The organism is Streptomyces griseosporeus, assembly GCF_014656055.1.
GTDB lineage: Bacteria > Actinomycetota > Actinomycetes > Streptomycetales > Streptomycetaceae > Streptomyces > Streptomyces griseosporeus.
In genome coordinates, this window is sequence record NZ_BNBR01000002.1 from 1,014,410 (window position 1) to 1,036,981 (window position 22,572).

Below are 22,572 nucleotides of genomic sequence, written 5' to 3' on the forward strand. Positions count from 1 at the left end.
TCAGACGCCCCGTACGTCTCTGCGCCGCAGCCAGCCCAGCAGCCCGCGGGACCGCTCCGGCCGGTCGTGCCGCTCCTGGGGCTCCTGCGGCTCATGGCGTGCCGGTACGGGTCCGGCGTTGTGCGGAATAGGCCTGTCGTGGGGCGGCTCGGGCGTGGCCGCCGTGCGGTGCGCCGCGGGCCGTGGTGCCGGACGGTGCTCGCGGGCCTCGACGATGGCCTGCGCCAGGTCGGCCCGGAGCCAGCCGATCTCGTCCGGGTCGTCCGCCGTCATGATCCGTGCGGCCAGGTCCGCCGCGGGTGAGCCGGGAGCGCCGTGCGCCGGCGGGCCGGGGCGGAAGCGGTTGAGGTGGGCGCGCTCGTAGGGGTCGGGGACGAGTTCCGCGATCTGTGCGGGGTCGAGCAGCGCGGCCACCGCCCCGGCCCGCTGCCACGGCCCGTCGGCCTGCCGTAGCAGGAAGCCCAGATGGCGTCCGCGCCAGTTGCGGGCCCGCAGATCGGCGCCGTCCCCCAGTTGTGCGCGCAGGTGCGGGGGCGTGCGGCCGGTCAGCAGCGGGGCGTTGGTCTCGTCCGCGGCGAACTGCCGCAGCTCGTCGGCCAGGTACATCCAGACCACGGTGCGGTAGCGGTTGAGGTAGAAGCGGACGGGGATCAGCAGGCCCAGCTTGGCCAGTCGGGTGAACCTGGTGGGCGGCACCTCCATCAGAGCTGCGCCCTCCGTGGTGCCGACGGTCCTGACGGCCTCCCGAAGGGCGTCGGGGAAACCGGCCTGCCCACGCAGCCGTTCAAGCTCGGTGAGCGGGACGCGATGTCCCCCGCCTCCTTCGTCCGGCACCGTGCGGATCCGCCCGAGGTGCACGGCGAGGTCGAACTCGCTGCGCTTGAGGCCCAGTTCCCGGGCGGCGCGGCCGGGCGTGCAAGAAGTCTGGTGTGCTGTGGTCAGAGTGCTGCCGGGCATGGTCGATCTCCCCCGTGGAGTCGGCGGCGAGGCCTGGTGCCTTCGCCGTGACACCACCGTAGCCGCGACCGCGGATCTCGTGGCGGGCCTGTGGATAACTCCGCGGGAGAGATCGAATGTGCAGGTCAGCGCCTTGTCAGCGGGTGTGTTCGGGCCGCCGGGCGTCCACGTCGAGGTGCTCTCCCACCCGGTTGACGAGCAGGGTCATCTCGTAGGCGATCTGCCCGAAGTCCGCCTCGGCGCCGCTGAGGACGCACAGGCAGCTGCCCGTGCCCGCGGCGGTGACGAAGAGGACGGCGTCGTCGAACTCGATCATCGTCTGGCGGACGTTGCCCGCGCCGAAGTGGCGGCCCGAGCCCTTGGCGAGACTGTGCAGTCCGGACGACACGGCCGCCAGGTGCTCGGCGTCCTCGCGCCGCAGCCCCGTACTCGCGCCCGTCACCAGTCCGTCGTTGGACAGGACCAGGGCGTGGCGTACGTGGTCGACGCGTTCGGTCAGGTCGTCCAGGAGCCAGCCGAGGCTCTGGTTGTGCGCCATGTTCACATCTCCCCGTGTGATGTCTCCCCCGGGGGCCGGGGGATCCCCCCGCCAGCCTTCCCCAGGAGCGGGCGCCGGGCAAGCAGGATGGGGGCATGGCACAGAAGATGACCGACGACGAATGGCGGGCCTTCGTCTCGCACGGCACCCGGACCGGCAAGCTGTCCACCGTCCGGGCGGACGGCGGGCCGCATGTGACGCCGATCTGGTTCCTGCTCGACGGGGACGAGGTGGTGTTCAACACCCACAACACCAGCGTGAAGGGCCGCAATCTGGCCCGGGACGACCGGGTCGCGCTCTGCGTGGACGACGACCGGCCGCCCTTCGGCTTCGTCGTGCTGCAGGGGCGGGCCCGGATCTCGGAGGACCTGGCCGAGCTGCGGCACTGGGCCGCGCGCATCGGCGCCCGGTACATGGGCGAGGAGCGCGCCGAGGAGTTCGGTGCGCGCAACGGTGTGCCGGGCGAGCTGCTGGTGCGGGTCACCATCGACAAGGTGGTGGCGCAGAAGGCGGTCGCCGACTGAGCGCCGGCGTCACCCGACGGAGTCGAGCAGCCGGGCGGTGTGCATCCGCCCGGCGTACTCGACGAGCCTGATCAGCACCTCCTTCCCCGAGTCGCGGTCACGGGCGTCGCACAGCACCACGGGGGTGCCGTGGTCGAGGTCGAGGGCGCGCTCGACCTCCTGGGTGTCGTAGCTGCGGGCTCCGGCGAAGCAGTTGACGGCTACCACGAACGGAATGTGCCGGTGCTCGAAGTAGTCGACCGCCGGGAAGCAGTCCTCCAGCCGTCGGGTGTCGGCGAGGACCACGGCGCCCAGCGCTCCCTGCGACAGCTCGTCCCACAGGAACCAGAAGCGGTCCTGGCCGGGGGTGCCGAACAGGTACAGCGAGAGGCCGGCGCGGATGGTGATGCGGCCGAAGTCCATGGCGACGGTCGTCGTCACCTTCTGGTCCACGCCGTCGGTGTCGTCCACCGACTGGCCGACCTCGCTGAGCAGTTCCTCGGTGCGCAGCGGCCTGATCTCGCTGACCGCGCCCACCAGGGTGGTCTTGCCCACGCCGAACCCGCCGGCGACCAGGATCTTCAACGCCAGGGCGGTCGGGTCGCCGCCGGTGGCGTCGGAGTGCTCGGAGACCATCGTTCACTTCTCTCGGGAGTGCGGGTATCGGTCGACGTCAGAGGGTGGGGGCGGGGGGGCGTGAGGGCGACGGTGGTCCCGTCGCGGGGAGGGAGAGTGCGCGCCTCTACAGCGCCCGCAGCCCCTCGATCACCTCACGCAGGATGCGTTCGTCGGGAAGCTGGGCGGGCGGCACCGGGCGGCTGACGGTGACGCAGCCCAGTTCGAGCAGGTCGCCGAGGAGCACCCTGATCACGCCCACCGGCAGATCGGTGTCCGCGGCGAGTTCCGCGACCGACTGGGTCTCCGGGCGACACAGGTCGACCAGGGCGCGGTGCTCGGGGCCGAGCGCCGTGTCGTCGAGGCGCGGTGCGCCGGGGTCCAGCGTGACGAGCGCGATCAGATCGAACCGGACACCGCTGGGGCCGGGTTGGGTACGGCCGCCGGTGAGGGCGTAGGGCCGCACCAGCGGGCCCGCCTCGCCGTCGTACCACTGGCTGCCCGGTTCGGGTGGGGCACCGTGCGGGTGCTCGGTCATGGGCGTACCGCCTTGTCATCCGGCGGCCGGCGGGCGCGCGGTGACGCGCGCCGGCGTGTAGAGGTGTTCACCGACGCGTTTGACCAGTCGTGCCATCTCGTAGGCGACGAGGCCGATGTCGGCGGTCACGGCGGTCAGTACGGCGAGGCAGGAGCCGTCGCCGGCGGCGGCCACGAAGAGGAACGCGTCGTCCATCTCGACCATCGTCTGGCGGACACCGCCGGCGCCGAAGTGCCGGCCGGCGCCCTTGGCGAGGCTGTGGAAGCCGGAGGCCACGGCGGCCAGGTGCTCGGCGTCCTCGCGGCTGAGGTCGCTGGAGGCGCCGACGGCGAGCCCGTCGTTGGACAGCACCACGGCGTGCCGTACGTCGCGCGCGCGTGTCACCAGGTCGTCCAGCAGCCAGTCGAGTTCGCCGGACCGCTGGGCCGTACCGGTGCCCGGGTTGTGGATCATGCGGGGTCTCCTTCGGTGCCGTCGCCCCCGGGCGCGGGGTCGGGGGCGAAGCCATGGCCGGGTTGTCTGCCGCCGCCGCGTGCCCAGCCTGCGCGGTAGGCGGTCATGCGGTCGCGCACGAGTTCGGGGGTGCGCCGGTCGTCGGCGTGCGGTCCGGCGGGCGGTGGGTGCTGCTCGGCGGGGCGTGCGCGCAGCTGGGGGGCGAGGCTGGCCTGCCGTATGCGGCGCGGGAGGTCGTCGGTCGTGTCGGCGCGGCCGGTGTCCGCGGCGGCGTCCGGCGTGCGGTGCGGGCGCAAGGCGGTGACTCCCGGGGGCGGAGGGGGGACGGGGGGCTCGGCCGGATGCGGCGGCGCCACGAGTGCGGGGCGGTCGGCGGCGGTGACCGGCTCCTGGGGGGCGGGGGTCGCGGCCACGCGCGCGTAGGCGCGCTCGGTGGGCTGCCGTGCCTCGTCCGTCCGCTCGGCGGAACGTTCCGTCGCTCCGCTGTGCAGCAGGGCCGTGGGCAGCAGGACGACGGCGGTGGTGCCGCCGTAGGGCGAGGTCCGCAGGTGCACCCGGATGCTGTGGCGGGCCGCGAGCCGGCTGACGACGAACAGACCGAGGCGGTCACTGTCGAAGAGGTCGAGCGCCTCGGACTGGGCGATGCGCCGGTTGGCCTCGGCCAGTGCCTCCTTGCCCATGCCGAGTCCGCGGTCCTCGACCTCGACGGCGTAGCCGTTGCCGACGGGCTCCCCGGTGACGCGTACGCGCGTGTGGGGAGGCGAGAACTGGGCCGCGTTCTCGATGAGTTCGGCGAGGAGGTGGGTGAGGTCGGCGACCGCGGCGCCGATCACGGACGCCTCGGGCAGTTGCCGTACCTCCACGCGCGCGTAGTCCTCGACCTCGGAGACGGCCGCTCGTACGACGTTGGTCAGCGAGACCGGCATGCGCCAGGCCCGGCCGGGCGCCGCTCCGGAGAGGATGATCAGGCTCTCGGCGTGACGTCGCATGCGGGTGGTGAGGTGGTCCAGCCGGAACAGGTCGCTCAGTTCGTCGGGGTCCTCGGAGCGGCGTTCCATGCTGTCGAGGAGGCTCAGCTGGCGGTGGACGAGGACCTGGCTGCGGCGGGCGAGGTTGACGAAGACGCCGGAGATGCCGCTGGCCAGTTCGGCGCGCTCCACGGCGGCCCGCAGTGCCGCGCGGTGGACGGTGCCGAGCGCCTCGGCGACCTGTCCGGTCTCGTCCTCCGCGGCCGGTCCGGGCGGGGCCTCGGCCCTGATGTCGATCTCTTCTCCGGCGCGCAGTCGCCGCATGGTCTCGGGGAGCTGGCGGCGGGCGATGTCCAGCGCGCTGTTGCGCAGGCTGACCAGCTCGACGACGAGGCCGCGGCCGATGCGCACGGAGATGACGAGGGAGGCGGCGACGGCGGCCAGGCCCAGCAGCACGGCGGCGCCCGCGGGGGTGAGCAGGCCGCGGGTGACGGGGTCGGCGCGGTCCGCGACGTCGTCTCCCGCCCGTGTCTCGATCGCCCGCATCGCGTCCCGCACGCGCGCGTGGGCCGTGTCCCAGGTGGCGGCGGACGCCGTGTCGGCCACGCGGGTGCCCGGCCCGCCTACGAGGACCCGGTCCTCGGTGGCGGTCAGTTCGGTGTAGCCGCTGCCGGTGGCGAGGTCGCGCCAGGCGGCGCGTGCGGGTCCGCGCAGGTCCTGCACGGCGGCGTCGGTGAGCGTACGGCGGGTCTGCACGGCGCCGGTGAACAACCGCAGCCGCTGATCGCCGAGTCGTCCGGCGAGCCGGGCGCCGCCGAGGACGGCGTCCTCCTGGGCGAGGGCCTCGGCCGCGCGGGAGAACTCCAGCAGCACGCGCGCGTCGGAGCCGAGGTCGGCGTCCTGGATGCCGGTCAGGGCGCCGCCCACGCCGAAGGCGGCGGAGATCGTGGCCGTGTAGCGGGCGTACGCGTCGTCCCAGCCGGTGCGCCGGGCGAGGATCTCGGCGCGCAGGGACCGCAGTTGTTCGACGCCGGTCACGAAGGTCTCCAGCCGACGGGACACTCCGCCGGGCAGTTCCTGGCTCTCGGCGACGGTGTGGTGGTCGCCGAGGCGGAGTACGGCCACGGCCCGGTCGGTGCGGTCCGTCAGTGTCCTCAGGTCGCCGGCGCGTGCGTCGGACGGGGCGGTCGCGTAGCGCACCGCTGCGGCCCGTTCGGCCTGGAGTGCGGCGACGGCTGCGGCGACGGGGGTGCGGACCTGGGCGTCGACGCGCTGGGCCTGCCGTAGCCGGGAGACGTCCTGGGCGGTGCTGACGGTGGCGTACGCCCACAGGGCGAGCAGGGAGACGACCGGCACCATCAGCAGGCAGACGACCTTGGCTCGCACGGTGCGCGGTCGCAGGCGCCGGCGCGCGGTGCTGTCGGGCACCGCCTCGGACGCGGTCTCCGCCGTCTCCTCCCGTTCCTCGTCGGCGGGCGGTCCGGCGTGGGCGCGGCGCCCGCGCGCGGGGGGCGGCGGGCCGGCGTCGGCCTTGGGGTTCCTCCGGGGTGGGCGCATGGCCTCCTCGCTCGGGAGTGGTCGGGTACGGCGGTCGGTGCGGGCCCGGTCAGCGGGCCACGCTGTGGACCTGCCGTTGGGCCGAGGCGGACGCCTCGCGCTCCCCCGTCGTCGGCGACAGGGCCACGAAGGCGGAGGTCAGGAAGAGGTAGGACCCGAGGCCGACGGCGAGGGGGAAGATGAACTGCATCGCCGTGGCCCCGGGCAGCGGTGCGCCGGAGGGGGTGACACGCACGCTGACCGCGAACATGGCGGTGTAGTGCATGCTGCTGACGGCCGCCCCCATGACGAGGGAGGCGACGGTGACCGCGAGGGGTGACTTGATGTTGAGTGCCGCCCACAGGGCCGCGGTGGCCGCGACGACGGCGATCACCACGGACAGGGCGACGCGCACCGGTTCGTAGTGGACGTCGCCGTGCAGGCGGACCGCGGCCATGCCGAGGTAGTGCATGCTGGCGACGCCCAGTCCGGTGGTGAGGCCGCCGACGAACAGCGCGCGCGTGCGGTCGCGGCCGTAGCCGACGGCGAAGACGCCCGCGCTCACGACGGCCATGGCGACGAGCAGGCTCAGCACGGTCAGCGGTACGTCGTAGCGGATGTCGGTGCCGCTGACGGCGAAGCCGAGCATGGCCACGAAGTGCATGGTCCAGATGCCGGTGCCGATCGCGGAGGCGGCCGTCAGAAGCCAGTTGCGGCGCGAGCGCCCCGTGGTGCCGAGGGCGCGCATCGTGCAGCGCAGCCCGAGAGCCGCGCCGATGCAGGCCATCACGTACGACAGCACGGGGGTCAGCCACCCGAAGGCGGCGTGGTCCAGGTGTCCCATGGCCCCGGGACGCTAGCCGGGGCAAGGGCGCACGAAGGGGGCGCATTTCGAAAGCTGTTGGAATATGACGCAGTGGTGTGCCGGAACGATCGCGTCAGGGTCGAACATGCGCACAGAGGCGTCATCCGTGTCGGTGAGGAATCATGCGGTACATGAGCGACGACCACACACATGTCCAGGAGTTCTTCGCCGCCCGCGCCGCCGACTGGGACAGCCGGTTCCCGGACGACGGCCCGGCCTACACGGCGGCCGTCGCCGAACTCGGGCTGCGCGAGGGGGACCGCGTACTGGACGCCGGGTGCGGTACCGGCCGCGCGCTGCCGCCGTTGCGCGCGGCCGTGGGCGCGTCGGGCGTCGTGGTGGGCGCCGATCTCACTCCGGCCATGCTGCAGGCCGCGGTGCGGGCGGGCCGGGACCGGGACGGGCGGCTGCTCCTCGCCGATGTCGCCGCGCTGCCCGTGCGGTCCGGCGCGCTGGACGCCGTGTTCGCCGCCGGTCTCATCGCGCATCTGCCGCGCCCGGCGGAGAACCTGCGGGAGCTGGCGCGCGTGGTGCGGCCCGGCGGGGTGCTGGCCCTGTTCCACCCCATCGGCCGGGCGGCGCTGGCGGCGCGGCAGGGGCGGCAGATCACCCCGGACGATCTGCGCGCGGAGTCCAACCTGCGTCCGCTGCTGGCCGCTTCGGGGTGGCGCATGACGTCGTACGTCGACCGCGACGACCGGTTCCTGGCGCTGGCGGTGCGAGCGGACTGACGGTCAGAGCTGCCCGGCGACCGCGGCGACGAAGGCGTCGGGGTTGTCGAACATGACGTTGTGGCCGGCTCCGGGCACGGTGACCACCCGCACGCCCGCTTCCCGGAGGGCCTTCTCGCCCGCGAGGGGACCGCTGAGTTCGCCCTGCAGGTAGACCCGGTCGATCGCCAGTCCTTCCAGGATCGTCCGCATGACCGGCTTGGAGCCGCGCCGGAGGCCGACCGCGCTGCGGTGCAGCCCGCGCGGATCGGCCAGCCGCATGGTGGCCGCCCACACCGCGCCCACGTTCTCCAGCACGTGCGTGTGGCCGCCGTCGACGAACTCCTCCTCCCCGAAGGAGGCGATACCGCTGCTGCCGGCGGTGGGCGGCGGGAAGGCGTCGAGGTTGGCCTCGGTGAGGACCAGCCGGGAGACGAGGTAGGGCCGCCGGTGGGCGAGCACGAGGGCGACGGAACCGCCCATGCTGTGCGCGATCAGCTCCGCGCCGGTCACCCCCGCCGTGTCCAGGGCGCAGGCCACCGCGTCGGCGTGCTCCTCCAGGGAGTAGCCGAAGTGCTCGGGACGGTCGCTGATGCCGTGTCCGGGCAGATCGAGGAAGAGGCTGCGGCGCCCCGCGAGTTCGGCGCGGGCCGCGATGTGCGCGTGGTAGACGGCCGACGTGGCGCCCAGTCCGTGCACGTACACGCGCGCCGGCTGCGCGCCCGGCGTCTCGGTCCAGCGGATGCAGCTGCCCTTGCCGTCGAACTCTGCCTGCCTCATCACGTACTCCTTCGCACTCATGCCGCCTTCGAGCACCAGGAAGATACATCGTCATCGAGGTATTGAAAAGTCGATGTATGACGGGCAGGTTGTACACCGGCCGTGTACCGGGATGAGGGAGAATGCGGGCATGCTGGAGCTGGCCATCCTCGGATTCCTCTACGACGCCCCGCTGCACGGCTACGAGCTGCGCAAACGCATCGCGGCCCTGACCGGGCACGTGCGGCCGGTCGCCGAGAGCACGCTGTATCCCGCGATCAAACGGCTGGAGAAGGCCGGGCTGCTGGCCCGGACGACGGAGCCGGGCGCGGTCGCCGCACCTCGGCACGTCCTCACTCTCACCGAGGAGGGCAGGACGGAGCTGCTGCACCGGCTGGCGGAGCCCGCGCAGCGCGACATCACCGACGAGAACCGCTGGTTCACGGTGCTCGCCTTCCTGCGCCACCTGCCGGACCCGGCGGCCCAGGCGGCGGTCCTGCGGCGCCGGCTGGCCTTCCTCCAGGAACCGGCGAGCTTCTTCTACGACGGTGACCGGCCCCTCGCCGCCGAGGAGCTGGACGACCCGTTCCGGCAGGGCATCCTGACCATCGCGCGGGCCACCTCGCGCGCGGAACTCACCTGGCTGCGCGCGACACTGGACTCACTGGGCGGCTGACCCGCCCGGGTGACGTACGGGGCAGCCGCGCAGGCCGGGAACCGGGCGGGTGCCCAGATCGTTCACCTCGTAGCCGTCCGGATAGCTCTTGATCTCCCAGTTCTGGCGCGCGAAGTGCGGAGCGCGCCGGGGCGGGAGCAGGCGGACGGCCCGCCCCCGCATCCTTACCGCCCGGCGGACGAGGGTGCGTACGGCGGGGCTGGGCGGGGTGTAGCGGAAGGCGTGCAGGAGCGGCTCGTCGAGCAGGGCGAGGGTCGCGGTGCGCAGAAGGGGGGCGAGCGGGCGGGGGTACCAGGAGGCCATCAGCGCCAGCGTGGCGTCGGAGACTCGGCGCGCGTCCTCGTCCCAGGCGAAGTGGGTCTCCTCGTAGGCGTCGAGGCAGGCCTCGAACTCCTCGTAGGTTTCGGGGATGTCCTTGATCCCCATGTGCCGGCCGAGGGTTCGGTAGTGGACGGAGGTCGCGACCCTCTCGTGGCGTGAGAGCCTGCGCCAGCCGTAGGCGTCGATCCACCGCTTGGGCATCACGACGAAGGTACACAGCACGTACCGCATGTCGTCGTTGCTGATGTCGTAGCTGCGGTGCATCTGGTTGATCCGGCGGATGGCCGTGCGGCCCTGGGTGCTGTCGAAGCCGTGCTCGACGACGGTGTCGAGCAGCAGCGAGGTGTCGTCGTACCGCTTCTGGGTGCGGTCGGTCAGCTCGGCCGTCTCGGCGAGCAGCCGTCCGATGCTGGGCACCGCGTAGGTGCGGTACAGGGCGAGCTCGAGGGCTCGGGTGTGGTCCCAGGGGAACTCGTAGGCCGAGGTGAGGCGGTAGATCTCGGACGCGTCACGGTATGGATCCATCCGCCGGATCTGTTCGAGCCGTGCGAAGCGCTTCACCGCGCAGTCCCCCTTCTGCCGCCCAAGCTCCAACTCTACGTTGGGAGGGACCAGATGACCGACCGGTCAGAGCAGACACGCAGGGGGAAGGTGGTCAGCATGTTCGGCAGGGTGCGCGAGGCCTGTGCGAAGTTCATGGGTTCCGTGAAGGCGGAGCCGGGCACCGGGCGGGACACCCGTCCGCACAACCTCTTCGAGGCCGCCGCGGTGTATGTCGCCGCCCGGGCGGAGGACGACCAGGAGCGGGTCGAGGAGGCGGCCGGGTGGGTGCCGCCGGAGGCGCTGTCGTTCGGGGTGAGCGAGCTGGCGTGCCGGGCCGTCGTGGCGCTCGCGCGGGAGCGCGGCACCTCACCGGCGACGGTGGCGCGGGAGCTCCTCGGGCTGCCCGCGGCCCGAGACGCGGCGGGCAGGTGACGCCTGCGGGCCCGGATCGGTACCGCTCGGGACACGAGGGCGTTGCAAATGCGGTCGATTCGCCCCCGTCCAGGACGAAAACTGCAGGTCCGGGTGGGTCGGGAGTCGTGACAAGCGGCTTGCAGTCGCATTAGGGTGCGCGCCGTTGGACGAACCCAAGGGGAGGCTGTGATGGCCGAGACGGACGAGGACGCCGTCGCCGCCGACGACGCGCTTTATGTGCTCACGGCGGTGCTGCTGACGCCGGCGCAGTTCCCGAGTGTGCTGGGTGACGACTATCCGGCGGCGTGTGCGGCGCTCGGCCTGGCGCCCCTCGCCGACGGCTACGGCCTGGTGCTGGGGCAGGACGGTGAGGGCGCCCGCTGGACGGTGGTCACCGACGACGTGTCGCTGGTGGCCGTGGCCATCGCGTCCTGGGACTGCGGCATGGAGTACGAGCTGTCCCCCGACGAGCGGTCGGTGGTCGCCGCGCTGCCCGGCTGGCCGCTGGCGGTCGCCGTCGCGGCGCCCGGCGTGCCCGCCCCGCACGATCCCGACCCCGAGACCGGCGACGGGCCGCTGCTCTCCCCGCCGGACACCACCGTGTGGGGACCCGCGCAGCGGAGGCTGGGCGCCGACGAGATCGCGGTGCAGTGGTCCACGTGGCGGGAGCAGGTCGACGACGCCTCCTTCGCCCAGCCCGGTGCCGGCGAACCGGATTCCCCCGGCGTTGAGGACGAGTCCGACGCGGCGGCATCGGCACAGAGCGGGCACAGCGGTGTGCGCCGCGTCCTCGCCGAAGTCCGTGCCTATCTGGAGACACCGCCGCCCCTGGGCCGGGTGCGGTCGTCGTTCGCGCCGGGGGCGGCGCGGACGCTGCGCGCCGACGGTCCCGGCTGGTCGCTGGTGGCCAGGACGGACGACATCGCCTTCGTGCTGCTCGACGAGGAGCCCGGGGAAGTGCTGCCGGTGGGCCGCGGCCGGGAGCTGCCGGCCCTGCTGGATGCTCTCGACAAGATGGCCGTGCGCCCGAACTGAGCGCCGGCCTCAGCGCCTTCCCGCCGACGCGGGAAGCGCTGAGCAGGGCGTGGCAGGCAGGGCAGGGCAGGGCAGGGCAGGGCAGGGCAGGGCGAACGACAGGCGAGGGGCGGCAGTTCGGGTCAACACCCTGGGGCCGGAATCTACCTCGCCGGGCCTGCAGGTGGGGTGCCACCACATGGCTGGCCGGGCGAGCGCCCACCACGATGGTGCCGCCCGTCCCCTCCCCTTACCTATTCGCTGGAGGCTGCCATGCGCCTGTCCCGGAGTGTTCCGTTTCTCGCCGCCGCCGTCGTGGCGGCCGCGCTGACCGGGCCCGTACCCGCAGCCGAGGCCGCCGGGGGCGCTCCCTGTGAGGCGGCCGGGCCGGTGCGGGTGCCGGGTGCGGCCTTCCAGCGCAGCGCCTGCCTGGCCGATCTCACGACGACGGGGCTCGCGGGCACGCCGTACACCGACCCGGCCGACCAGGCCGGGCTGACGGCGAGAGCCACCCGGCTGCCGTCCGGGGTGCCCGGGATGCAGATCGACGGGTACTTTCCGGACTCTTCTCACTTCAACACCACGCACGGCTGGAACCACGACGCCCAGTTCGTGATCCGGCTGCCGGACCACTGGAACGGCGGTCTCGTCGTCACGGGCGCGCCGGGCACCCGCAAGCAGTACGCCACCGACAAGGCGATCTCCGACCAGGTGCTGGCCCTGGGTTACGCCTACGCGGCCACCGACAAGGGCAACAGCGGCGTCGACATCTACCGCGACGGCCGGCGCCCGGGGGACGCCGTCGCCGAGTGGAACGAGCGGACCACTCAGCTCGCCCGGGCGGCCAAGCGCGTGGTGGCGCAGCGCTACGGGCAGGCACCCCGCCGGACCTACGCCACCGGCATGTCCAACGGCGGTTATCTGACGCGCTGGCAGCTGGAGAACCACCCCGAGCTGTACGACGGCGGCGTGGACTGGGAAGGGACGCTGTGGACCGCCGACGGCCCGAACCTGCTCACCTCCCTGCCCACCGCGGTCGCGCGGCAGCTCGGCGCGGCCCGGGACGAGGACCTCTATGCCGCCGGCTTCGCGCGGGGCTCGGAGTTCCTGTGGCCGTACCACGAGAAGGCCTACTGGGGTCTCACCCAGAAGATCTACCGTGCCGAGTTCGACCCTTCCTATGACCCCGCCTGCCCGGGCCCGTCCGCCGGGAGCACCCTGGAGCAGATCCTCGCGCCGTGCGCGTCGGACGCGTCGTACGACTACGCCTCCCGGCCCGCCTCCGTGCGCCGTGCGGTGGCGCGGGTGGCCCTGACCGGGCGGATCGGCCGGCCCCTGATCACCCTGCACGGCGATCTGGACGCGCTGCTGCCGAAGGCGGCCGACTCGGACGTGTACGCGCGCATGATCGACGCGAGCGGACGCGGACGCCTCCACCGCTTCTACACCATCGAGGGCGGCACGCACGTCGACGGGCTGTACGACACCTGGCCGGAGCGGTTGCGGCCGCTCCTGCCCTGCTACCGCTCGGCGTTCAGCGCACTGGTCGCCTGGGTGGAGCGGGGTGCCGTACCGCCCGCGGACCACACCGTCGCCAGGCCCGCGGACGGCGACGTGGTCGACACCTGCGCGGTGGACGGGGTGCGTGAGCCGGGGCGGTGATGCCTCAGCGGCCGAGTTCCTTGCGCGTGACCCGGCGCAGCCTGCGCCGCTGCGACGGGTCCAGCGCCAGGTAGGCGGCGGCCGGTACGCCGACGACTATCAGGAAGGCGGCCCACCAGGGCAGCCAGATGAGAAGCAGGAGCCCGACCGCCACTCCCCCTACGGCGATCTTCGCGTTCTTCGACATGTGCGTCGCCTCCTTCGCGGCCTGTGCCGCTGTCTGTGATGAGAACGGGCCCGCGCTTCCCGCGGTTCCGGACGGCGACCCTGACAGACCCCTGAGGTGCGACCCCTAGGCGTCCCTGAGACGGACCGGCTCCGCCACCGGCTACCGGCCGCCGGCACCTCCCGACGTCATGGTGACTCAGATCACTGCTCGACGGCGCCGGTCAGGTCGGACTTTCCTGTACCCTCGGCGACTCCGACTTGCTAGTCAAATTTGAGGAGTGCGGCTCCGCTGTGCTGACCGTTCCCCCAGCGACACCCTCTCAGATTGCCGAACTGACCCAATGCTGCGCCGTGTTCGTGCCCTGCGATCCGGCCCGCACCGGCAGCATCGCCTTCTGGCGGCCCGACGGCGCCGCTCCCCCGTCCGTCCCGCCGGGCACGGCCGCGGAGCTGACCGTGGCCCTGCCTGGCGAAGAGGGCGTCGAGCCGGTGACCGTGCCCGCCCTGCTGCTGCCGGTGGGCGCTGCACTGCCGATCCTGACCCGCGCGCATGCCGCCGCGCACGGCCACCCGGCCGGTGTGTTCTGGGGCGCGGCGGCTCTGCTCGCGCTGCACTGCGCCGCCCGGGGCCTGCTGCTTCCCGGGCTGTCCGACACCGATCACGACGCCTGGAGGGCGGGCCCCCTCGGGCCGGAGGACACCGAGCGGGTCCGCCGGCTCGCCGCGTCGATGCCCCCGGAGGCGCACGCCGTCCCCCTGCCCGGCACGGAGCCCCTGCTGCTGCCCGACCCGGAGTGGCTGTTGCGCGCCTTCCTGGACGCCGTCGCCAACGGCCTGCCCCGCTCCCCCGCCGCTCCTGTAGCCACCGGCGGTCCCGCCTTCGCGGCTCAGGCTCCGCAGCACGTCCCCGGGCTGAGCGCGTGGGCCGCGGACATCGCCGCCGGCCACGACGCCGGGGTGCGGCTGTCGGTGCGGATCGAGGTGCCGGGCCTGACGTCGGAAACGGCAACCCCGTGGTTCCGTGCCGTGCCGCAGCTGCACAGCGTCAGCGACCCGGCTCTCGTCGCGGACGCCGCCGAGGTGTGGACCGGCGGAAGCCCCGCGGCCGAGCGCCTCGGCACGCGCGCGAGGACGGACGCGTTGCTGGCGCTGCGGCGCGCGGCCGGTGTCTGGCCCGCGCTGGAGCCGCTGCTCTCGGCCGCCGTACCGGACGCCGTCGACCTCGACGACGAGGAGGTCACCGTCCTGCTGCGGGACGGCGCGCGTGCGCTCGCGGCGGCCGGGGTCGAGGTGCACTGGCCCAAGGATCTCCACCGCGGACTGACCACCGGCGCGACGATCGGTCCGCCCGCCGGCGCCGCGACGGCCGACGAAGCAGCCGCGGCATCGGGCCGTGCGGCCGCCTCCGGTCTGCCGTCGTTCCTGTCCGGCGACGCGCTCCTGGCGTTCGACTGGACGGCCGCACTGGGCGGGCAGCGCCTCACCAGGGAGGAGCTGGACCGGCTCGCCGAGGCGAGCCGGCCTGTCGTGCGGCTGCGTGACCAGTGGGTGCTGATCGACCCTCAGGAGGTGCGGCAGGCTCGTGTCCGGCAGGACCGCAAGATCACACCCGTCGACGCGCTCGGTGCCGCCCTGACCGGTTCGGTGGAGGTCGACGGCCGCCGCGTCGACGTCGAGGCGACGGGCTGGCTGGCAGCCCTGCGCGAGCGGATCGCCGGGCCCGGGGCTCAGGAGCCGGTCGCTCAGCCCGCCGGGCTCGCCGCGACCCTGCGGGACTACCAGCGGCGCGGTCTGGGCTGGCTGGCCCGCATGACCTCGCTCGGCCTGGGCTGCTGCCTCGCCGACGACATGGGCCTGGGCAAGACGATCACCCTGATCGCCCTTCATCTGCACCGCCAGGCCGACCCGTCGTCGGCGGGCCCGACCCTGGTGGTGTGCCCGACGTCGCTGATGGGCAACTGGCAGCGGGAGATCGAGAGGTTCGCGCCCGGCACGCCCGTACGCCGCTTCCACGGGCCGCGGCGCGACCTGGAGGCACTGGCCGACGGGGAGTTCGTCCTCACCACCTACGGCACGCTCCGTACGGACGCGGTCCGGCTCGCCGCGGTGCCCTGGGGGCTGGTCGTGGCGGACGAGGCGCAGCATGTGAAGAACCCCTACTCGGCGACCGCACGCGCTCTGCGTTCCGTCGGCGCACGCGCGCGCGTGGCGCTCACCGGCACCCCCGTGGAGAACAATCTGTCGGAGCTGTGGGCGATCCTGGACTGGACGACTCCCGGGCTGCTGGGCCGGCTCGGCACGTTCCGCACCCGCTACGCGCAGGCCGTGGAGAGCGGCCGTGACCCGGCGGCCGCACAGCGGCTCGCCCGGCTGGTGGGCCCCTTCCTGTTGCGTCGCCGCAAGTCGGACCCGGGCATCGCGCCGGAGCTGCCGCCCAAGACGGAGACCGACCGCGCGGTGTCCCTCACCGACGAACAGGCGGGCCTGTACGAGGCCCTGGTGCGGGAGACGCTCGCGGAGATCGCCGCCGCGGACGACATGGCGCGCCGGGGCCTGGTCGTGAAGCTGCTGACGGGGCTGAAGCAGATCTGCAACCACCCGGCGCAGTTCCTCAAGGAGGAGCGGCCGAGGATCGCCGGGCGCTCCGGAAAGCTGGAGCTGCTGGACGAACTGCTCGACACGATCCTGGCCGAGGAGGCGGGCGTGCTGGTCTTCACGCAGTACGTGGGCATGGCGCGGCTCCTAGAACGCCATCTCGCGGCCCGCGGAGTGCCCACCCTCTTCCTGCACGGCGGCACCCCCGTCGCGGCCAGGGAGGCCATGGTGCGCCGCTTCCAGGACGGCGAGGTCCCGGTCTTCCTGCTGTCGTTGAAGGCCGCGGGGACGGGCCTGAACCTGACCCGGGCCGAGCACGTCGTGCACTACGACCGCTGGTGGAACCCGGCCGTCGAGGCGCAGGCCACCGACCGCGCCCACCGGCTGGGCCAGACCCGTCCGGTGCAGGTGCACCGGCTGATCGCGGAGGGCACCGTCGAAGACCGCATCGCGGAGATGCTGCAGCGCAAGCGCGCTCTGGCGGAGTCGGTGCTCGCCTCGGGCGAGGCCGCGCTGACCGAGCTGAGCGACGCGGAACTGGCCGACCTGGTGGAGCTGCGAGGGGGATCCCGATGACCCGGCACGACGACGGCACCGAGCTTGTGTTCGCGGCGTATCCGCCCGCGCACGGACGCGGCTTCGCGCAGACCTGGTGGGGGCAGGCCTGGCTGAGGGCACTGGAGGAGGCGGCACTCGACGGCTCGCAGGTGAAGACGGGCCGCAGGCTGGCCCGCGCGGGGGCCGTCGGCACGGTGTCGGTGCGCCCGGGCCGGGTCACGGCCGTCGTGAAGGACCGCGACGGCACCGGCTACCGCGCGGACGTGCTGCTGGCGGAGCTGCCCGAGGAGCAGTGGGACCGCTTCCTCGCCATGGCCGTGGAGCGGGCCGGGCACGTGGCGGCCCTGCTCGACCACGAGATGCCGCCGCACCTGGTCGAGGACGCCGCGGGCGCGGGCGTCGACCTGCTGCCCGGCATGGGGGATCTGGAGCCGGTGTGCGAGTGCGGCGCCTGGGACCAGTGCGGGCACACGGCCGCGCTGTGCTATCAGGTGGCGCGGCTGCTGGACGAGAACCCGTTCGTCCTGCTGCTGATGCGCGGGCGGGCCGAGAACGCCGTACTGGAAGACCTCCAGGCCCGCAGCACCCGCGGTACGGTGCCGTCCGCGGATTCCGGGCCGTCCCCGGCGTACGACGGTGTCGACGCCGAGGAGGCGTACGCGACGGGTGTGATCCTGCCGCCGCTGCCCGCGCCGCCGGAGTTGCCCGAAGGCCCCGGTGTGCCGCCGTCCCTGGACACCGGCGCCGCGCCGCCACCCGGTCTCGACCCGGCCGCCCTGGAGTTCCTGGCCGCCCGGGCGGCCGAGGAGGCGTACCGCCTGCTGGCGGACGCACTGCATCCCGGACACGAACGCCGACCGCTGGAAGGGGATCTGACGGCGGAACAGGACCGCGTGCGCCTGCTGGCGGGCGATCCCCAGGGTGCCGTGGCGGAACGGCTCTCCGCCGGCCGCAGCGGGGACGAGTCGGCGGTCGCCGTCCGCGCGTGGCGGTACGGCGGCCCCGCCGCGCTGTCCGTCCTGGAGGAGGAGTGGACGCCGGGCGGGGAAGTGCTCGCACGCGCGCGTGCCGCGCTCGCGACGGCCTGGGAGGAGGACGAGCGGCCCGAGCTGCGGCAGCGGGGCAACCACTGGACGGTCGCGGACGGTTCACGGCAGCTGCGCCTGGACCGCGCCGGACGGTGGTGGCCGTACCGCACGGAGAACGGCCGGTGGGTGCCGGCGGGCGAGCCGGACCGGAATCCGGCGACCGCTCTGGCGTCGGCGCAGGACACGACGGGGGAGGGCACCGCCGGCTGACGCACCGCGCGCGGGCGGCACGCCACGCCGACGAGCACCCGACGTGCGCCGTTCATCCGGCCGTCGTACGGCGTTCCGCGCGGGGACCAAATCTGGCCGCTGTCAGGAAACTGCCCTTCAGGAGGCCCGATGTCCCCGTACGCCGCCGGCCGGCGCCGTGTCCACCGCTTGGTCGCAGCGGCCGTCCCTCTCGCCCTGGTGGGTGCGCTGGGGGCGGCCGTACCGGCCGGAGCCGCGCCGGACGGGGCGGCGCATGTCGTCCGGACGGCGACGCTCGGCGACATCCCGCTCGGCGCGTTCAGCAATGCGCTGCTGCCGGGCACGGTGGGCGAGGACCGGGGCGTGGACCTCGGCGGCATCGGCAGCGACATCTATCCGGCGGGGGCGAAGGGCGAGTTCTGGACGGTCACCGACCGCGGCCCCAACGGGCAGATCAAGGTGGACGGGAGCAAGCGCCGCACCTTCCCGGTGCCCGGCTTCGACCCGGCGATCGTGAGGATCCGGGTGACCGGCGACGCCGTGCGGGTGGTGAAGGCCGTCCCGGTCACCACGTCGTCCGGGCAGCCGGTCAGCGGTCTGCCGAACCAGCCGGGCCGCGACGAGGCGCCGTACTCCTACGACGCGAGGACACCGCTGTCCTACGACCCCGACGGCCTGGACACCGAGGGGATCGTGCGGGCTCAGGACGGCAGCTTCTGGCTGGCCGACGAGTACGGGCCCTCCCTGGTGCACGTCTCCGCGCGCGGGCAGGTGCTCACCCGGTACGTGCCGAAGGGGCTGCACCTGACGGGCGCCGGCTACCCCGTCGTCGAGGCGCTGCCCGCCGTACTGCTGCACCGGAAGACCAACCGCGGTTTCGAGGGGCTCGCCCAGCTGCCGGGCGGTGACCTCGTGATGGCCCTCCAGAGCCCTCTGTCGCTGCCCGACGCGGACGCCGGGAACGCCTCGCGCAACACGCGCCTGCTCCGCTTCTCCCCGAAGGAGCAGGCCGTGACGGCCGAGTACGTCTACCGGTTCGACCCGGTGGAGGTGGTCGACCCGGGCGAGGACGACACCTCCGAGCTGAAGATCTCCTCTGTGGTCGCGGTCGGCGGCGACCGGCTGCTGGTCGAGGAGCGCACCGACCGGACCGCGCGGCTGCAGCTGGTGCGGCTGGACCGGGCGTCGAACGTCCTCGGTGGCCGCTGGGACGACGACACCACCTCGCCGTCGCTGGAGCAGCTCGACGACCCCGCGGCAGCGGGTGTCCCGGTGCCGGCCAAGCGGCTGGTGGTCGACCTGGGCCGGGTCGGCGGGATCCCGGGCAAGATCGAGGGCATCGCGCGCGTGGACCACGACACGCTCGCCCTGATCAACGACAACGACTTCGGGATGACGGACGGGAGGGGTGCCTTCGACGCGCAGGGCCGGCTGGTGGACAGCGGTGTCGAGACGACGGTGACGTACCTTCGCCTGCCGCGCGGGATCTGAGCGGTACACCGGCGTCCGGCTACGGCAGGGCGCCGTCCCCCACCGCGTCCCCCCAATCGTCGGGCAGGGACGGGATCAGGGACTCCAGTTCGCTGGGCAGCCCGCTCGGCAGCCCGCTCGGCAGCTCGGTCGGGAACCCCGAGGGCAGGGAGGGCAGCGTGGTCGGCAGTTCGCTGGGCAGTTCCGTCGGGATGCCGAAGGGCGCCGACGGGGTGCGGCTCGGACTGCCGCCTCGCGAGGGCTGCTCGTCGGGCGAGTCGTCGTCGGATGACGCCATCAGGACGACGAGGGCGACCGCGCCGGCCGCCACCAGCACCGCCAGCATGATCAGCACGGGGTTGCGGCGGCGGCCCGGACCGCCACCCGGACCGCCGCCCGCTCCCGGTTCACCGCCCGGCGGAGGGCCGTACCCTCCGCCAGAACCGACTGGGCCTCCGGGCGGAGGGCCGTACCCTCCTCCGGAACCGACGGGGCCTCCGGGCGGCGGGCCGAACCCGCCGCCCGGAGGCGGTGTGTCGCTGGGCGGCCCGGGCGGCTGCGGGGGTACGGGCGGCAGGCTCATACCCTCCAGAGTCGCCGGGGGCCACTCATGTGCGCGAGCGGCGCGCGGAAGCTGAAACCGACTCGGGTCACGGACCGTACGGTTCCGCCGCACTCCGCGCGCGTGGACGCGCCGTCAGCCGCGGGCACCCAGGAGGTGGTCCATGGCGAGCTGGTCGAGGCGCTCGAAGGCCATGCCGCGGGCGGCGGCCGCGTCGACGTCGAAGTCCTCGAAGGCACCGCGGTCGGCCAGCAGGGCGTCGAGCCCGTCGGCGGCCGTGGGCTCGGCCAGCTGGTCCAGGCGGGCCGCACGCAGGGCCTCCTGCACCTCGGGGTCGTTGCGGAAAGCCAGCGCGCGCTCCTTGAGGATGAGGTAGTTGCGCATGCAGCCGGCCGCGGAGGCCCACACGCCGTCGAGGTCCTCGGTCCGCGGCGGCTTGAAGTCGAAGTGCTTCGGCCCGGCGTATCCGGCGCTCTCCAGCAGGTCGACCAGCCAGAAGGCGGCACGCAGGTCGCCGGCGCCGAAGCGCAGGTCCTGGTCGTACTTGATGCCGGACTGGCCGTTGAGGTCGATGTGGAAGAGCTTGCCCGCCCACAGGGCCTGGGCGATGCCGTGCGGGAAGTTCAGCCCGGCCATCTGCTCGTGGCCGACCTCGGGGTTGACGCCGTACAGCTCGGGGCGCTCCAGCTTCTCGATGAAGGCCAGGGCGTGGCCGACGGTCGGCAGCAGGATGTCGCCGCGCGGCTCGTTCGGCTTGGGCTCGATGGCGAAGCGCAGGTCGTAGCCCTGGGCGGTGACGTACTCGCCGAGGAGGTCGAAGGCCTCCTTCATGCGGTCGAGGGCGACGCGGACGTCCTTGGCGGCGCCGGACTCGGCGCCCTCACGGCCGCCCCAGGCGACGTACGTCTTCGCGCCCAGCTCCACCGCCAGGTCGATGTTGCGGATGGTCTTGCGCAGTGCGTAGCGGCGCACGTCGCGGTCGTTCGCCGTGAAGGCGCCGTCCTTGAAGACCGGGTGGGTGAACAGGTTGGTGGTGGCCATCGGCACGGTCATGCCGGTGGCGTCCAGGGCCTGCCGGAACCGCTTGATCACCGCCTCGCGCTCGGAGTCCGAGGACCCGAAGGGGATGAGGTCGTCGTCGTGGAAGGTCACTCCGTAGGCGCCCAGCTCGGCCAGCCGCTGCACCGTCTCGACGGGGTCGAGGGCACGCCGGGTGGCGTCGCCGAAGGGGTCCCTGCCCTGCCAGCCGACGGTCCACAGACCGAAGGTGAACCTGTCCTCAGGGGTGGGCTGGTAGCTCATGCCGCGGCTCCTTGCTTGCTCCGGCTATTTCGTCATGGCCGTTTACAAATTAGTATGCCACCGCATCCGTGGGAAGACAGAACCCGCAGAGCCGCGGAAAAATGTGAGGGAGAGCCCGATGTCACAGGCCGAGGGTCCGCTTGTCGTCGGCGTGGACTCGTCCACCCAGTCCACCAAGGCGCTGGTCGTCGACGCCGCCACCGGGCAGGTGGTCGCCAGCGGCCAGGCCCGGCACGACGTGTCCTCCGGGCCGGGCCGCGAGAGCGACCCGCGCCAGTGGTGGGACGCGCTGTGCGAGGCGCTGCGCCAGTGCGGTGACGCGGCACGCGAGGCCGCGGCGGTGTCGATCGGCGGCCAGCAGCACGGCCTGGTCACGCTCGACGAGCGGGGTGAGCCGGTACGCCCGGCCCTGCTGTGGAACGACGTGCGCTCGGCGCCGCAGGCCCGCCGCCTGACCGAGGAGCTGGGCGGCGCGAAGTTCTGGGCGGAGCGCACGGGCAGCGTCCCGGCGGCGTCCTTCACGGTCACCAAGTGGGCGTGGCTGGCCGAGCACGAGCCGGACGCGGTCCGCGCGACGAAGGCCGTGCGCCTGCCCCACGACTACCTCACCGAGCGGCTCACCGGGCAGGGCACCACCGACCGCGGCGACGCCTCGGGCACCGGCTGGTGGGCGTCCTCGACGGAGGCGTACGACGAGGAGATCCTCGGGCACGTCGGCCTGGACCCGGCACTGCTGCCGCGTGTGGTGCGGCCCGGCGAGGTGGCGGGCACCGTCCGTGAGCACCACGACCTGCCGTTCTCGAAGGGCACGCTGGTCGCTCCGGGCACCGGCGACAACGCCGCCGCCGCACTAGGCCTGGGGCTGCGCCCCGGCACGCCGGTGATGAGCCTCGGCACGTCCGGCACGGTGTACGCCGTCTCGCGACACCGCCCGACCGACCCGACGGGCACGGTGGCGGGCTTCGCCGACGCGCACGGCGACTGGCTGCCGCTGGCCTGCACCCTGAACTGCACGCTCGCCGTGGACCGTGTCGCCGCCCTGCTGGGCCTGGACCGAGAGGCCGTCGAGCCGGCCGCCGGTGTGACGTTCCTGCCGTACCTGGACGGCGAGCGCACCCCCAATCTGCCGGACGCCTCCGGCCTGCTGCTCGGCCTGCGCCACGACACCACCGGCGGCCAGCTTCTCCAGGCCGCCTACGACGGTGCCGTGCACGCCCTGCTCGGCGCGCTCGACCTGGTGCTCGACGCGGACGCGGACCCGTCGGCGCCGCTGCTGCTGATCGGCGGCGGCGCCCGCGGCACCGCCTGGCAGCAGACGGTACGACGGCTGTCGGGCCGCCCGGTGCAGGTCCCCGAGGCCAAGGAGCTGGTGGCGCTCGGCGCCGCGGCGCAGGCCGCCGGCCTGCTGACCGGTGAGGACCCGGCCGCGGTAGCCCGCCGCTGGGACACCGCCCGCGGACCGGTGCTGGAGGCGGTGGAACGGGACGAGGCGGCGCTGGCGAGGATCTCCGGGGTACTCTCCGACGCGGCCCCGCTGCTCGCGCGGGGCCCGGCAGACCGCTGAGGGA

22 protein-coding genes are annotated in these 22,572 nt (G+C 73.7%); 10 read left to right on the top strand and 12 right to left on the bottom strand.

The window, feature by feature from the left end; all coding sequences use genetic code 11:
* Together IE308_RS13640 and IE308_RS13645 are read right to left on the bottom strand one after the other, a co-directional pair.
* Entirely contained in the window at nucleotides 1–957 is a 957-nt protein-coding gene (locus tag IE308_RS13640) for a DUF6397 family protein (RefSeq protein ID WP_190218094.1), read from the bottom strand.
* A 136-nt stretch (nucleotides 958–1,093) separates the two neighbouring features.
* Entirely contained in the window at nucleotides 1,094–1,495 is a 402-nt protein-coding gene (locus tag IE308_RS13645; RefSeq protein ID WP_190218095.1) for a roadblock/LC7 domain-containing protein, read from the bottom strand.
* Between the two features lie 95 nt (nucleotides 1,496–1,590).
* On the opposite strand from IE308_RS13645, the gene IE308_RS13650 reads away from it, so the two are divergent.
* Nucleotides 1,591–2,019, top strand: a complete 429-nt coding sequence (locus IE308_RS13650; RefSeq protein ID WP_190218096.1) for a PPOX class F420-dependent oxidoreductase — start codon at nucleotides 1,591–1,593, stop codon at nucleotides 2,017–2,019.
* 9 nt (nucleotides 2,020–2,028) lie between these two features.
* On the opposite strand, the gene IE308_RS13655 is transcribed toward IE308_RS13650, so the two are convergent.
* The 5 genes from IE308_RS13655 to IE308_RS13675 form a co-directional block, all read right to left on the bottom strand.
* Entirely contained in the window at nucleotides 2,029–2,634 is a 606-nt protein-coding gene (locus tag IE308_RS13655) for a GTP-binding protein (RefSeq protein WP_110626643.1), read from the bottom strand.
* Between the two features lie 106 nt (nucleotides 2,635–2,740).
* Nucleotides 2,741–3,151, bottom strand: coding sequence for a DUF742 domain-containing protein (locus IE308_RS13660; protein WP_190218097.1), 411 nt, complete (start codon nucleotides 3,149–3,151; stop codon nucleotides 2,741–2,743).
* 15 nt (nucleotides 3,152–3,166) lie between these two features.
* Nucleotides 3,167–3,604, bottom strand: coding sequence for a roadblock/LC7 domain-containing protein (locus tag IE308_RS13665; protein ID WP_110626645.1), 438 nt, complete (start codon nucleotides 3,602–3,604; stop codon nucleotides 3,167–3,169).
* Nucleotides 3,601–6,129, bottom strand: a complete 2,529-nt coding sequence (locus IE308_RS13670; protein ID WP_190218098.1) for a sensor histidine kinase — start codon at nucleotides 6,127–6,129, stop codon at nucleotides 3,601–3,603. The genes IE308_RS13665 and IE308_RS13670 overlap by 4 nt, the downstream gene beginning before the upstream one ends.
* A gap of 49 nt (nucleotides 6,130–6,178) precedes the next feature.
* Nucleotides 6,179–6,952 carry an MHYT domain-containing protein gene (locus IE308_RS13675; RefSeq protein WP_110626647.1) on the bottom strand — a complete coding sequence of 258 codons (774 nt, stop codon included), beginning with the start codon at nucleotides 6,950–6,952 and terminating at the stop codon, nucleotides 6,179–6,181.
* A 152-nt stretch (nucleotides 6,953–7,104) separates the two neighbouring features.
* Here IE308_RS13675 and IE308_RS13680 point away from each other — a divergent pair, with 152 nt between their 5' ends.
* Nucleotides 7,105–7,704, top strand: coding sequence for a class I SAM-dependent methyltransferase (locus IE308_RS13680; RefSeq protein ID WP_190218099.1), 600 nt, complete (start codon nucleotides 7,105–7,107; stop codon nucleotides 7,702–7,704).
* Nucleotides 7,705–7,707: 3 nt separating this feature from the next.
* On the opposite strand, the gene IE308_RS13685 is transcribed toward IE308_RS13680, so the two are convergent.
* Entirely contained in the window at nucleotides 7,708–8,463 is a 756-nt protein-coding gene (locus IE308_RS13685) for an alpha/beta fold hydrolase (protein WP_190218100.1), read from the bottom strand.
* Between the two features lie 130 nt (nucleotides 8,464–8,593).
* On the opposite strand from IE308_RS13685, the gene IE308_RS13690 reads away from it, so the two are divergent.
* The gene (locus IE308_RS13690) at nucleotides 8,594–9,118 is read left to right on the top strand and encodes a PadR family transcriptional regulator (protein WP_190218101.1); all 525 of its coding nucleotides are present in this window, start codon (nucleotides 8,594–8,596) and stop codon (nucleotides 9,116–9,118) included.
* Here IE308_RS13690 and IE308_RS13695 read toward each other — a convergent pair.
* Nucleotides 9,104–10,000, bottom strand: a complete 897-nt coding sequence (locus IE308_RS13695; RefSeq protein ID WP_190218102.1) for an oxygenase MpaB family protein — start codon at nucleotides 9,998–10,000, stop codon at nucleotides 9,104–9,106. The genes IE308_RS13690 and IE308_RS13695 overlap by 15 nt on opposite strands.
* A 99-nt stretch (nucleotides 10,001–10,099) precedes the next feature.
* Here IE308_RS13695 and IE308_RS13700 point away from each other — a divergent pair, with 99 nt between their 5' ends.
* The 3 genes from IE308_RS13700 (at nucleotide 10,100) to IE308_RS13710 (ending at nucleotide 13,072) form a co-directional block, all read left to right on the top strand.
* Nucleotides 10,100–10,414, top strand: coding sequence for a hypothetical protein (locus IE308_RS13700; RefSeq protein ID WP_110626650.1), 315 nt, complete (start codon nucleotides 10,100–10,102; stop codon nucleotides 10,412–10,414).
* 171 nt (nucleotides 10,415–10,585) lie between these two features.
* Nucleotides 10,586–11,431 (top strand): hypothetical protein, encoded by an 846-nt coding sequence (locus IE308_RS13705; RefSeq protein WP_190218103.1) that lies wholly within the window; start codon nucleotides 10,586–10,588, stop codon nucleotides 11,429–11,431.
* A 252-nt stretch (nucleotides 11,432–11,683) separates the two neighbouring features.
* On the top strand, nucleotides 11,684–13,072 hold the full coding sequence (locus tag IE308_RS13710) for a tannase/feruloyl esterase family alpha/beta hydrolase (RefSeq protein ID WP_190218104.1): 1,389 nt from the start codon (nucleotides 11,684–11,686) through the stop codon (nucleotides 13,070–13,072).
* A gap of 4 nt (nucleotides 13,073–13,076) precedes the next feature.
* Here the strand turns inward: IE308_RS13710 and IE308_RS13715 are convergent, their stop codons facing one another.
* Nucleotides 13,077–13,259 carry a tail-anchor membrane protein gene (locus IE308_RS13715; protein WP_110626653.1) on the bottom strand — a complete coding sequence of 61 codons (183 nt, stop codon included), beginning with the start codon at nucleotides 13,257–13,259 and terminating at the stop codon, nucleotides 13,077–13,079.
* Nucleotides 13,260–13,591: 332 nt separating this feature from the next.
* Between IE308_RS13715 and IE308_RS13720 the strand changes: the two genes are divergently transcribed.
* From IE308_RS13720 to IE308_RS13730, 3 genes are all read left to right on the top strand, one after another.
* A complete protein-coding gene (locus IE308_RS13720; RefSeq protein ID WP_373314498.1) occupies nucleotides 13,592–16,411 on the top strand; it encodes an SCO1167/SCO6262 family helicase in 2,820 nt (939 codons plus the stop codon).
* The gene (locus tag IE308_RS13725; RefSeq protein ID WP_190218106.1) at nucleotides 16,408–17,691 is read left to right on the top strand and encodes an SWIM zinc finger family protein; all 1,284 of its coding nucleotides are present in this window, start codon (nucleotides 16,408–16,410) and stop codon (nucleotides 17,689–17,691) included. The genes IE308_RS13720 and IE308_RS13725 overlap by 4 nt, the downstream gene beginning before the upstream one ends.
* A gap of 129 nt (nucleotides 17,692–17,820) precedes the next feature.
* The gene (locus IE308_RS13730; RefSeq protein WP_190218107.1) at nucleotides 17,821–19,161 is read left to right on the top strand and encodes an esterase-like activity of phytase family protein; all 1,341 of its coding nucleotides are present in this window, start codon (nucleotides 17,821–17,823) and stop codon (nucleotides 19,159–19,161) included.
* A 19-nt stretch (nucleotides 19,162–19,180) separates the two neighbouring features.
* Here IE308_RS13730 and IE308_RS36910 read toward each other — a convergent pair whose 3' ends face one another.
* Entirely contained in the window at nucleotides 19,181–19,486 is a 306-nt protein-coding gene (locus IE308_RS36910) for a hypothetical protein (protein WP_229908888.1), read from the bottom strand.
* Between the two features lie 351 nt (nucleotides 19,487–19,837).
* Nucleotides 19,838–21,004, bottom strand: coding sequence for a xylose isomerase (gene xylA, locus IE308_RS13740; protein ID WP_110626657.1), 1,167 nt, complete (start codon nucleotides 21,002–21,004; stop codon nucleotides 19,838–19,840).
* Nucleotides 21,005–21,122: 118 nt separating this feature from the next.
* Between xylA and xylB the strand changes: the two genes are divergently transcribed.
* Nucleotides 21,123–22,568: a xylulokinase gene (gene xylB, locus IE308_RS13745; protein WP_190218109.1), complete on the top strand. Its 1,446-nt coding sequence runs from the start codon at nucleotides 21,123–21,125 to the stop codon at nucleotides 22,566–22,568.
* Nucleotides 22,569–22,572 lie beyond the last annotated feature (4 nt).

Coding starts and splice junctions, on each gene's coding strand:
- IE308_RS13670 (WP_190218098.1), bottom strand. CDS start 6,129: ATGCGCCCACCCCGGAGGAACCCCAAGGCCGACGCCGGCCCGCCGCCC.
- IE308_RS13675 (WP_110626647.1), bottom strand. CDS start 6,952: ATGGGACACCTGGACCACGCCGCCTTCGGGTGGCTGACCCCCGTGCTG.
- IE308_RS36910 (WP_229908888.1), bottom strand. CDS start 19,486: ATGCTGGCGGTGCTGGTGGCGGCCGGCGCGGTCGCCCTCGTCGTCCTG.
- IE308_RS13690 (WP_190218101.1), top strand. CDS start 8,594: ATGCTGGAGCTGGCCATCCTCGGATTCCTCTACGACGCCCCGCTGCAC.
- IE308_RS13665 (WP_110626645.1), bottom strand. CDS start 3,604: ATGATCCACAACCCGGGCACCGGTACGGCCCAGCGGTCCGGCGAACTC.
- IE308_RS13680 (WP_190218099.1), top strand. CDS start 7,105: ATGAGCGACGACCACACACATGTCCAGGAGTTCTTCGCCGCCCGCGCC.
- IE308_RS13640 (WP_190218094.1), bottom strand. CDS start 957: ATGCCCGGCAGCACTCTGACCACAGCACACCAGACTTCTTGCACGCCC.
- IE308_RS13650 (WP_190218096.1), top strand. CDS start 1,591: ATGGCACAGAAGATGACCGACGACGAATGGCGGGCCTTCGTCTCGCAC.
- IE308_RS13660 (WP_190218097.1), bottom strand. CDS start 3,151: ATGACCGAGCACCCGCACGGTGCCCCACCCGAACCGGGCAGCCAGTGG.
- IE308_RS13685 (WP_190218100.1), bottom strand. CDS start 8,463: ATGAGGCAGGCAGAGTTCGACGGCAAGGGCAGCTGCATCCGCTGGACC.
- IE308_RS13705 (WP_190218103.1), top strand. CDS start 10,586: ATGGCCGAGACGGACGAGGACGCCGTCGCCGCCGACGACGCGCTTTAT.
- xylA (WP_110626657.1), bottom strand. CDS start 21,004: ATGAGCTACCAGCCCACCCCTGAGGACAGGTTCACCTTCGGTCTGTGG.
- IE308_RS13645 (WP_190218095.1), bottom strand. CDS start 1,495: ATGGCGCACAACCAGAGCCTCGGCTGGCTCCTGGACGACCTGACCGAA.
- IE308_RS13655 (WP_110626643.1), bottom strand. CDS start 2,634: ATGGTCTCCGAGCACTCCGACGCCACCGGCGGCGACCCGACCGCCCTG.
- xylB (WP_190218109.1), top strand. CDS start 21,123: ATGTCACAGGCCGAGGGTCCGCTTGTCGTCGGCGTGGACTCGTCCACC.
- IE308_RS13715 (WP_110626653.1), bottom strand. CDS start 13,259: ATGTCGAAGAACGCGAAGATCGCCGTAGGGGGAGTGGCGGTCGGGCTC.
- IE308_RS13725 (WP_190218106.1), top strand. CDS start 16,408: ATGACCCGGCACGACGACGGCACCGAGCTTGTGTTCGCGGCGTATCCG.
- IE308_RS13710 (WP_190218104.1), top strand. CDS start 11,684: ATGCGCCTGTCCCGGAGTGTTCCGTTTCTCGCCGCCGCCGTCGTGGCG.
- IE308_RS13730 (WP_190218107.1), top strand. CDS start 17,821: ATGTCCCCGTACGCCGCCGGCCGGCGCCGTGTCCACCGCTTGGTCGCA.
- IE308_RS13700 (WP_110626650.1), top strand. CDS start 10,100: ATGTTCGGCAGGGTGCGCGAGGCCTGTGCGAAGTTCATGGGTTCCGTG.